We start from the raw sequence: 9210 nt of genomic DNA on the forward strand, positions 1-9210 counted from the left end.
GTGCCCGCTGCCGGGTCGGTGAAGCCGGTTCCGTCGCTGAACCACGTCCCGTCGCTGAACGGGGTCTGCACCGGACTGACGCGCGACCCGTATTTGTAGGGGTCGCAGATGCAGAGGTTCGCCACGTTCTCGCGGCCGCGCATCTCCGAAACCAGGGCCTCCAGCTGCTTGACCCTGGTGCCGTCGAAATCGCGCGGAATGGTGATGTCCACGCGCCAGGCGCCGGTGCCGGGCGTCAGGATCTGCGCGATGCCGGCAAGGTTGGCGCCGGCATCGCGCGAGGTGCGCTGGATGAAATAGCTGACATCCTGCGGCCGGATCAGGCTGCATGGCCAGGCGATCACTTCGGGCATCAGGTATACCGCTCATTGTAGCTGGGCATGTGCTTTTGCAGCATGGGTAGGAACTTCTGCTCATACTCCCGTTGGGCGGCCGCCATGGTCATGGCCAGTTCGGCCTGGGTGACACCGGGCGCGATGCTGATGTTCGGGGCAAAGGTGGCGTTGACTGCCGGGCCGCGCTGCGCCGCCAATCCGAACGGGATCTGCGACAGCTGCATCATGGGCATTCCCGCCGCGCCACCATCGGCAAGGCCGGGCAGGCGCGAACTGCGCCGCAGCGCCTCGACCACGCCCACGCCGCCAGCCCGCCGCACATCGTCCTGCGACCAGACCACCTCGCCCTTGTGGACGATACCGGCCGGCTCGTGCTTACCGCCGGGGCCGGTATACCCGCCGACTGACCAACCCTTGAAGATGGCATTGACCAGACCGCCAAGCAGGCCCTTCCCGCCGCCACCGGATGCCCAGGACCCCTCGTTGAAGAGCGCGGCTTCCAGCGCCGCCTTGGCGAACATGCGCGCGACATTGGCAAGCACATCGGCGAAACTCTCACCCGCGACGATGGAGTCCAGCAGACCCTGCTTCGTCTGCTGCTGAGCATCAGCCATCAGCTGTTGCGTTTCAGCCAGCCGGCCCTCGGCAATCGCACGCTCGTTGGTGGCGATGATGTCGGCCTTCTTCGCCTCACCCAGAGCCTCAATCGCCTGCTTATAGGTCATCGACCCGTCGGCAAGCATGGCGTCGAGATCGACATTCCGGCGCTTGGCATCGGCGAGCAGCGTCAATACCACGCGTTGGCTTTCGATATCGGCGGTTACCGCTGCGATGGCACGAGATTCATCCTCGGGTGCCAACCCCTGCGCCTTGATGGCGGAGATCTGATCAGCCTGTTCAGCCGCCAAGCGCGCCGATTCCTTCTCGGTCAGGAGGTTCTGGGCTAGCTGCTCACCGTATCGCCTCGCCTGTTCGGCAAGCCGCTCGCGGTCCTTGATCTCCTTGTCCAGATCCTTCTGTATCTCAGCGTCTACACGTGGGATTGATTGCTGGCCCCACGCCTGCTGGATCAAGGGCGCAGGGACATTTTCGAGCCCTGCCCAAACCTTCCGAATACCCTCGACGTCGCCGGGTTTGATCTGGCGCAGAAGCTCCGTAGCAAGGCGGTCCTGTAGCTCCGGCGTGAACAGTTCGTCGCCGGTCAGTTTCAACCGCTTCATCAAATCATCGAGGGTTGTGCCGACAATCTGATAACGGCCAAGAGCCGACGAGCCGGCACCATTCCCGTAGAGCGCCCGATTCTCGGGGGTCTTCATGGCTTCCTGAAGCGCGCGGATCTCTTTCAGCGTCATGTTGACGAGATTGCGCGAACCGCCTGTCCACCGACCATCGTCCAGCGTGGCATTGTAATCGCCCCGGCTTTCTCGTTGCGCGATCAGATCAAGGATACCCTTGTTTGCAGCCGCGCCCGCCTGCCCCCATTCGCGAAGGTTCAGCCCGGTCCATTGCTTTATGGCATCGTTGATCGTGCCACCGAGGCCTCCGGCAAGTTCTTGCATCCGCTTCACGCTGGCCTCGAATGTGCCATCCATTTCGGCGATGGACTGCTTGACCGCCTGCACCTCCTTGTCGATGGCTTTGATCACCCGACCATAGGCTTCGATTTGGTCGGCTTTTCCGTCCTTAAGCGCAACGGCCAGCATCTCTTCTGCGAGACGCCTATCATCTGCCAGCTTTTTCAGCTTTTGCGTATTTTCATCATAGGAATTAAGCAGGTCGTTCTGGGCCTTGTTGGTGGCCTCGATCTGCTTTTGCGCAGATTTCATCACGGCATCCACCTGCTGCGCCCATCCCCCGAGGAACATCGTGTCCGCACCCTCATTTCCCGACAATTCGGCAATGATGCGCAGAAGGTTCGCGGCGTCTTGAACGACCGCTTCCAGGCTATTGGAGCTGTCGGTCCTGTTCAGAGCCATTCGCAACCGATCTGCCTGATCAGCCGTGGCGCCGGTTCTCTGCCGCAACCTCTCCATGGCGCGTTCCCGTTGCTGGATCGCCATATACTCACGATCCCTATTGATCGCGCCATCGGCTTGTAGCGGAACGTCCATGGGATTCAGATTGATGCCCAGCTCACGACCGAGGGATCTTGCGGCACCGAACAGATCGGATTGCGCCCTAATGGAGGCCAGCATCGCCATTGTGCCATTTGCCCGCTGCACCTCGTCTGCCAGTTCGCCATATTTCTGGCGCAACACGCTTATGGGTTCGACGGCAGCTTCAGCGGCGTCAGTATAAGCCTTGGTCGTATCGTTCAGGCTGTCCAACTTTTCGGCAAGCGTTTCCGTGTCCATAGCAACCTTGAGCAGCGCCGCGCCCAGCGGAACCGCCACGGCAACCCCGGCCCCCGCCAGCGCACCCCAAGCACCCATTGCCCCGAGGAGCTGCGGGGCCTGCTGAGCAAAAGCTTGTGCAGCAGAGGTTCCAGCCCCAACCTGAACAGCAAAGTCACCGACCTGCCAGCCCACTTGCTGCAACATATTGCCGCCGCCGGCAGCCTTACGGCTGGATTGCTCAATAGCGCCTGTTGCCAGATTCATCTGGCGCGCAGCCTGCCCCACCAGGTCCGCATATCGCTTCTGGCTGATCGCCCCGACATCCAGCGCTTTGTCGAGGCGTTTCAGTTCCTCCTCATAGCGTTTTGCGGCGCGATAAACAGGATCGTATGACTTGGCCAGTCGATCAAGTTCTCTGGCGTGAGCGCGCGCAGCCTGCGTATTAGTGACGCGTCCCTGCGAATCCTGAAACGCCTTCTGCGCCTCCTGACCCTTCTTCCGATAGAATTCGACAACTTTGTCGGCCTCCTTGACCAACTGGGCATCGGAAAACCCGGCAGAAATGAGAAGGTCAGGTTCGTTCGCCATTATTCAATCCCCAATTCATGCAGACGCTCAAGGCTCATTGCTTTCCCGCCGCCTTGTGCCGACTTCCAGCCTTTCGAGCGCCCATATCCCTCAAGGCAGGCCAGGAACTCCCAGGGGGTCATCGCGTCCACATCCGCAGGCGTGAATTTCATGGCGGCGCCTAATCCGTAATAGGCGCTGAACCTCCATTTTCCGTTGTCTCTTTTGCCGGTGTCGGACCCACCGGCAAAGACTCCCCCACGACATCATCCGGGGGACCGAAGAGAAACGCAGAGAGGATCTCCTGTGCAGGCACCTTGAAGGTGATCGCGGGAGCGGCATTGAACGCCTTGTCCACAGCCCTCAAGGCATCGACGTGCGGCATGCCACCGCCGATCAGGCCATTGCGGATGACTTCACGCAGATCGTCGACGTGCCACTGCCCCGCGTTGATGCGGATCAGCAAGAACTCGGGGCCGCAGTCGGTTTTCTGCTGGATCGTGCGAAGCTCACCGAGGCCGAGGCGGAAAGCATGTTCCCCGCCTGGCCATCTTACGACAATCGGCTGCATCAGGTCGCATCCGTGAATTCGATGCCGGCCTTGAAGCTGACGTTCAGGGTATAGGTGATGACAGCGTTGTCGTCGGTGCTGCCGATCCCTGCGATGTCGAGGTTCGGCAGCAGACCGATACCGTCGATATACTCGATCTCGTTCGGCGCCGCGCCGATCATATGGAGGCGGATCGGCAATTCCCGCTGATCCTTCACCGCCCTGATCAGCTTGTCGCGGCCGGCTTTGGTGAGGTTCGCGTTCACCGTGGCCGTAACCGACTGCGCACCATAGCCGAGGATGATCTGTGCCGGCAGCGTCCAGTTGTCGCAGTCATACACGGTGGTTTCGCTGATGTTGTTCGTGATGGACAGGTTGATGCCGGTCGCACCACACCAGTTGGTATAGGTCGCCGGGTTCTCCTCATCCCACGCGACCATGACGACGATGTCCCCGCGGAACTGAAGGTCAGGAAGTGCCATGTCATTCGTCCTTGCTGATAGCGCCGGGCAATGCCGGCTCGGTTTTCCTCTGGGCGCGGGTTGCCGCCCCGGCCGCGACAGCCTTGGCGATCACCCATTCCGGATAGGATTGCGGCTTCTCCATCGGCTCGATGCGGATGGATACGCCCTTCGTGGTATCGGTCGCGTCGAAGCGCCGATGGAAAATAGCCTTAGCCATTGCGCCATACCCCCCTGATGGCCGCCCGAACTCGGTCGCGGATCTTCTTTCGGAACCCAGATCGCTTCGCCTTCCATGCCGGATAGAAGGTCGGTCGGGCCGGCAGCCCGTCTTTGGTCCCGAACTCGTGGAACCGGAAATAGAAGCCATCACCTGCACCGGCGTAGATCTTGATCCGCAGGGTCGCGTATTGGTCGCCCCGATTTCGGCCAGAGCGAATTTCGTCGATCATGAAGGTTCCTGGCGGCAGTTCGCCCCACGTCCAGCCGATCGACCGGAGCATGTCGCCTGAATGCTGGGTGAAGGTCGAGCGGACGAGGTTGCGGATGTGTTCGCAGATCTCCTCGGCCCCCTCCTCCATCGCCTCACGGGCTGCCTCTACAGCGACATCAGGAATTCGCTTGAGTTTTGCCACGATCCGGGGGTTAAGCTGGGCCACGGTTCACCTATCTACGAGGATTACATGCGTCATTTCACTGCGGTTTTATTGGCAACCCTCGCAGCCCCACCTCTGGCCACAGCCAGTGAACTCGAATGCCTCGTAATTCGGACGCACATTGAAAAGATGCAGGACGCAAGCTTTGCCGCGATTTACTCGACCGAAGCCGGAGCACAGGACGTGAAGGACGCAGTCAATAAGATCCTGATCGATCCCAGAATGCCCGCCGACCTTGCTGACGAAGGCCGAAAGCATATATTCGGAGATGCCTTCGATAGGTGGGAAACAACCTACAAAGAAGCCAGATATTCCGCGCAATACCCGGAAGATCCAGCCTTTGAGGCGCTAATGCGAGAAAAGTGCGGAAGAAACTGGCGCTAACCTTCCACCAACGCCTCGACCTGCACCACGCCATGAACCGACACGCCGTCGGGATCGTCCATGACGCGCGCCAGCGTGACGCGCATTGGGTGCATGGTCAGCGCGTCGGTGTCGGACCATCCCCGTAGCGCGGTGGCGACGTCGTCGGTCAGGTCTTCCAACCTTCCCTTATTGACCTGGCTATCCCAAAGATCGATTTGCAGCGTGACGTCGCGCGCAAGAATGCATTCCGATATGTCATCCACCCAATAGGATGGGCCGAGCGTTGCATATGGGTAGGGCGTGGACTTCATCGCTTTGTCGATCACCCTACCTTCCAGACCCTCGACATGTCCGATGATCCGCGCACGAACAATCTCGCGCAGCTTTCGACCCGCTCTCATGGCGATGCCTCGACCAGAATTTCCAGATACCGCCTGTCCTGGCTTTCGCGCGGGTCTTCCTTACAGTCGAACACGCGCCCGTCGATCAGCACCTTCCAATCGCTGGTGACGCGCCGGGTCAGTGCTGAGTTGCGCACGGTGAGTATTGCCGGGTTTTTCGCCGCCAGCCGCGCATGCATGACACTCTCGCCCCCTCGGAGGGGTAGAAGGTTCGCCCGTGTCCTGAAGGCTATTGGATAGCCGTGAACGACCTGCCCATCCGCATCCCCAAGACCGATGTCATCAGAAACTTCAGCCGGCTCTCCGAATGCGGCGCGCTTCACGAGCCTCGCCGTCTGCGCCGCGGCCTTCACCATAGCAACCTCCTGCCGGAAAACCGGCGCCGCAACTGCTCCTCGGTCAGCGGATCGTCGTGGTCGTAGATCTGCTTGACCATGTGCAGGATGTTCATCCGGTCGGCCGGATCGAGCGGCGCAACCGCGGGACTGTCGGCGGGCAGATCGGCACCGGCGACCACGTCGAACCAGACCGGAAACGCCACATCCGCCAGGTCCGGCCGGGGCCAGTCCGAGTAGATGCCCAGGTATCCGCCCTGCGAACAGGGCACGAAGCGATAGGCGGCCGAGGCCAACGCGACCTCCTGCATGGCCTGGTCAAGATAGAACACGCCGGCGATGCTGCGGATCGGATCGAGATCGATCGGTATGCGCGTGAACCAGCCCGGCGACCGGAACCGGAACACGGTCTGCGCGACGATGCGCCGCGCGAAGTCCTCGTAGCGCCGGGTCTCGCCGTCGATCAGATCGCGGATCATGTCGTCGTCATCGTCGAAATCGACCCGCAGCACCTTCTTGGCGGCGGCCAGGTCAATCGGCAGATCGGTTGACCGCGAGATCATGATCGGCATGCAGCGCCTCCATCAGCGGGATTTTCGGATAGGCCGTCAGCGCGGAGACCGCGCTGGCGTTGATGACCTCGACCCCGAGCAACGCGAGATCGGGCGCGGCGGCATCGATGATCCGCCGCCAGCGGGCCGTCGATTGCTGCGAGGGGTTGTTCATGCCCTCATGCGCACCGTGCCAGTGCAGCCCGGCCTCGACCTGCATGTCGTAACCGACCAGGACGATCCGTCGGACGCCGAACTGAACCGCAAGGTTCAGCGCGTGGAACCCGCTGTTGCCGCCCCAGCCGATGACGCCCGGCCTGTCGGTCAGGATGCGATCCACGGTCTGTTGCACCCGGATCGACCGGACGCCCCAGGGCTTGCGATCCACGGCGGGATCGGCGCCGAGCTTCAGGCCGGCAAACCCGGCCGCACCGCTGTAGCGGCGCCACCACGCCAGGTCGCAGGCATAGAGCACATCCGCCCAGGGGCAGAGATGCCAGCTGTTGTTGATCGCGATTACGCGGGATTGCCCTCGGAGGGCGGCGAGACTTGCCCGCTCGTCTCCGGCGCTGGGTCCGCCGGCGACGATGATGCAGGTTTCGCCTTGCCAGCGCGGCCACCAGCCTGGCGCGTATCCTTGGCATCCGCCCCGGAAACCGGACCCGGTTCCGAGGCTGGAATAGGGTCGGCGGCATCAGTTTCGACCGGAACGGCCCGCCCCGCCTTCACCAGCTTCTCGGCGATATGATCATCGATATCGGCGACCTGTCCGCGCCGCAGCGCGCCGTAGGAGCCGACCATTCCGCGCAGTGCCTGGATCTTCATCTCGTTCCCCTGTCATGAGCGGGACGCCCGAAGGCGCCCCGAGATTGTCGTGAAGAATCAGGCGCTGGAGACCGGCGCGCCGCTGGAAACCACCGTCGAGTTGAACTCGCCGGTGATCAGCGCGGCCGGGCGCTTGATCGCGAGCGCCAGCCGCTCCTCGGCGCGGACCGTGATCATGTTCTTGATGAAGTTGTCACGATCCTCGCTGGAGGCGATGACCTCGGGGTCCATGCGGTCGTAGATCGTCGCCGCGGCCTTGAAGGCGCCGGTCAGGAACTCATCGAGATCCATGGACTGGGTCTGCACCACGGGATGGCCCCAGAGCTGCGGGCCGGCCAGCTGCATGACGTTGGCGAAGATATAGCGGAACTCGCCATCCTTGGTCAGTTCGATCTGCGCCCAGTTCGTCGGATGCAGCACGATGCCGTCGGCCGGATACTCGGCCAGCGACGCTTGCAGGAGCGCCAGGCGCAGCGTGTCGATCATCGTCTCGCCCGCGACCGCGAAGGCCGGGACGAAGGCGGTGGCGGCCGTGACAAGCCCTTCCAGGTTCTGGCCGACGCCGTCGCCCTTCAGCAGCTGCCCCTCTTCGGCCAGCATCAGGCCGTAGCGCAGTTCCGTATCGATCTCGGTCTGGAGCTGCTGGGCATCCTCCATCGCCTGGCGCGACACATGCACGAAATGCGCGATGGTGCGCACCAGCGCGCTTTCCTGCGCCCAGACATAGTCCGACTCGGGCTTCTGCGCGCCTTCGGTGACCGGACGGGCATTGTTGGTCCGCGTGGTCTGGCGCGCATATTCGATGGCGTTCGATCCGGTGCGGCCCTGCGAAAGCAGGTTGCGGATCGTCATCTGCCGGCGCGGCAGGCCGACGATCTCGGTCTCGCGATCCGACCAGATCAGCCCGCCGCCGCCCGGACGCACCGAGGTGATCGCCTGCTCGACATCGAGCGCGATGCGGACGGTGCCCTTGCAGCCGGCCTGCGCAAAGGCGCGCATGTCGTCATGCCTGGCCGCGCGCTCGCCGAAGCTCTGGACCTGATCGCGGTTGCCGCGACCACGCTGCGAAAGCTGCTGTTCCAGATCGGTGTTGCGCGTCTCCAGCTGCTCCAGACGGTCGGTCAGCTTCTGCTGGGCGTCCGTCAGGATCTTCTGCTGGGTCAGCAGCTGGTCGGCCGAGTTCTTCAACTCGCGGGTCAGCTCGCCGGTATCGCGCGACTGGCGCAGCGCGTCCTCGGCGGTGCGCTTCACGTCGCCGCCGATCCGATCCAGTTCCTGGCGAACCTCGCGCATCAGCTGCTCGACATTGCCCGGGTTGGCCTCGCTGCGCACGGCGCCGATCACGGCCTGCGGACGCGCAGCCATCAGGGCCGCAAGGGAGGCCTGCGGCATGAGTGCCTTGTTCATCGTCTGTTTCCTCAGATGGATTTCATGGATTTGAGGAGGTTCCGCACCTCCTCGATGACGGCAGCGTCCTGCGTGCCGGACGGGGCAGCGCCGGGCTTGCCCCCTTTAAGCTCGGCGAGGATTTCCCGCGCCGCGCCACGCGACAGCCCGGCCCGGGCTGCCAGCAGATCGAATTTCTTCTCGGCCCGAACCCGGGCCTCGCCCTCCTGCCGCGCCGAGGCCGAAACTTCGTCGGCCGCCAGCAGGCTGTCGGCAAAGCCCTGATCGACAGCGGACTGCCCACCGATCCAGGTCTCGCGATCCAGCATCTGGCCTAGCTTCTTGCCGTCCAGCCCGGTGCGCGCGGCATAGATATCGACCGAGGCGGAATCGAAGGGCTCCAGCCAGTCGGCCACCTCGCGCAGCGCATGCCGGTCGCCG

The 9210-nt window shown here is 62.8% G+C and carries 14 protein-coding genes and 1 pseudogene; 1 reads left to right on the forward strand and 14 read right to left on the reverse strand.

Annotated features, from left to right (window positions below; translation table 11 throughout):
* The 7 genes and pseudogenes from BLT64_RS25165 to BLT64_RS25190 form a co-directional block, all read right to left on the reverse strand.
* A pseudogene (locus BLT64_RS25165) lies at positions 1–353 on the reverse strand (hypothetical protein); the annotation flags it as partial.
* Positions 353–3259, reverse strand: a complete 2907-nt coding sequence (locus BLT64_RS25170) for a hypothetical protein (protein WP_011746719.1) — start codon at positions 3257–3259, stop codon at positions 353–355. The gene BLT64_RS25170 and the pseudogene BLT64_RS25165, both read right to left, overlap by 1 nt.
* Positions 3259–3411 carry a hypothetical protein gene (locus tag BLT64_RS27085; protein WP_157137422.1) on the reverse strand — a complete coding sequence of 51 codons (153 nt, stop codon included), beginning with the start codon at positions 3409–3411 and terminating at the stop codon, positions 3259–3261. Before BLT64_RS27085 ends, BLT64_RS25170 begins: the two co-directional genes overlap by 1 nt.
* Before the next feature lie 8 nt (positions 3412–3419).
* Entirely contained in the window at positions 3420–3809 is a 390-nt protein-coding gene (locus BLT64_RS25175) for a gene transfer agent family protein (RefSeq protein ID WP_011746718.1), read from the reverse strand.
* Positions 3809–4270: a phage tail tube protein gene (locus BLT64_RS25180; RefSeq protein ID WP_011746717.1), complete on the reverse strand. Its 462-nt coding sequence runs from the start codon at positions 4268–4270 to the stop codon at positions 3809–3811. The genes BLT64_RS25175 and BLT64_RS25180 overlap by 1 nt, the downstream gene beginning before the upstream one ends.
* Before the next feature lies 1 nt (position 4271).
* Positions 4272–4469 (reverse strand): hypothetical protein, encoded by a 198-nt coding sequence (locus tag BLT64_RS25185; RefSeq protein WP_041529733.1) that lies wholly within the window; start codon positions 4467–4469, stop codon positions 4272–4274.
* Complete coding sequence (locus BLT64_RS25190) at positions 4462–4908, reverse strand: HK97 gp10 family phage protein (protein WP_074810758.1); 447 nt, start codon at positions 4906–4908, stop codon at positions 4462–4464. Before BLT64_RS25190 ends, BLT64_RS25185 begins: the two co-directional genes overlap by 8 nt.
* A gap of 24 nt (positions 4909–4932) precedes the next feature.
* Here BLT64_RS25190 and BLT64_RS26705 point away from each other — a divergent pair, with 24 nt between their 5' ends.
* On the forward strand, positions 4933–5289 hold the full coding sequence (locus BLT64_RS26705) for a hypothetical protein (protein WP_128492975.1): 357 nt from the start codon (positions 4933–4935) through the stop codon (positions 5287–5289).
* Here the strand turns inward: BLT64_RS26705 and BLT64_RS25195 are convergent.
* The 7 genes from BLT64_RS25195 to BLT64_RS25225 all read right to left on the reverse strand — a co-directional run.
* Positions 5286–5597 (reverse strand): DUF3168 domain-containing protein, encoded by a 312-nt coding sequence (locus tag BLT64_RS25195; RefSeq protein WP_232290482.1) that lies wholly within the window; start codon positions 5595–5597, stop codon positions 5286–5288. The two genes, BLT64_RS26705 and BLT64_RS25195, sit on opposite strands and share 4 nt — an antisense overlap.
* Before the next feature lie 71 nt (positions 5598–5668).
* Positions 5669–6028, reverse strand: a complete 360-nt coding sequence (locus tag BLT64_RS25200) for a head-tail adaptor protein (RefSeq protein ID WP_011746713.1) — start codon at positions 6026–6028, stop codon at positions 5669–5671.
* Entirely contained in the window at positions 6022–6579 is a 558-nt protein-coding gene (locus tag BLT64_RS25205; protein WP_041529730.1) for a hypothetical protein, read from the reverse strand. The genes BLT64_RS25200 and BLT64_RS25205 overlap by 7 nt, the downstream gene beginning before the upstream one ends.
* Positions 6539–7033 carry a hypothetical protein gene (locus BLT64_RS25210; protein WP_011746711.1) on the reverse strand — a complete coding sequence of 165 codons (495 nt, stop codon included), beginning with the start codon at positions 7031–7033 and terminating at the stop codon, positions 6539–6541. The genes BLT64_RS25205 and BLT64_RS25210 overlap by 41 nt, the downstream gene beginning before the upstream one ends.
* Positions 7034–7074: 41 nt before the next feature.
* Positions 7075–7383 carry a hypothetical protein gene (locus BLT64_RS25215; protein WP_011746710.1) on the reverse strand — a complete coding sequence of 103 codons (309 nt, stop codon included), beginning with the start codon at positions 7381–7383 and terminating at the stop codon, positions 7075–7077.
* A 57-nt stretch (positions 7384–7440) separates the two neighbouring features.
* On the reverse strand, positions 7441–8790 hold the full coding sequence (locus tag BLT64_RS25220) for a phage major capsid protein (protein WP_011746709.1): 1350 nt from the start codon (positions 8788–8790) through the stop codon (positions 7441–7443).
* An 11-nt stretch (positions 8791–8801) separates the two neighbouring features.
* Positions 8802–9210, reverse strand: a 409-nt coding sequence (locus BLT64_RS25225; protein WP_496559551.1) for a Clp protease/crotonase-like domain-containing protein, incomplete at its 5' end; no start/stop codon positions are given.

It is taken from the genome of Paracoccus denitrificans (genome assembly GCF_900100045.1).
Classification (GTDB): Bacteria; Pseudomonadota; Alphaproteobacteria; order Rhodobacterales; family Rhodobacteraceae; genus Paracoccus; species Paracoccus denitrificans.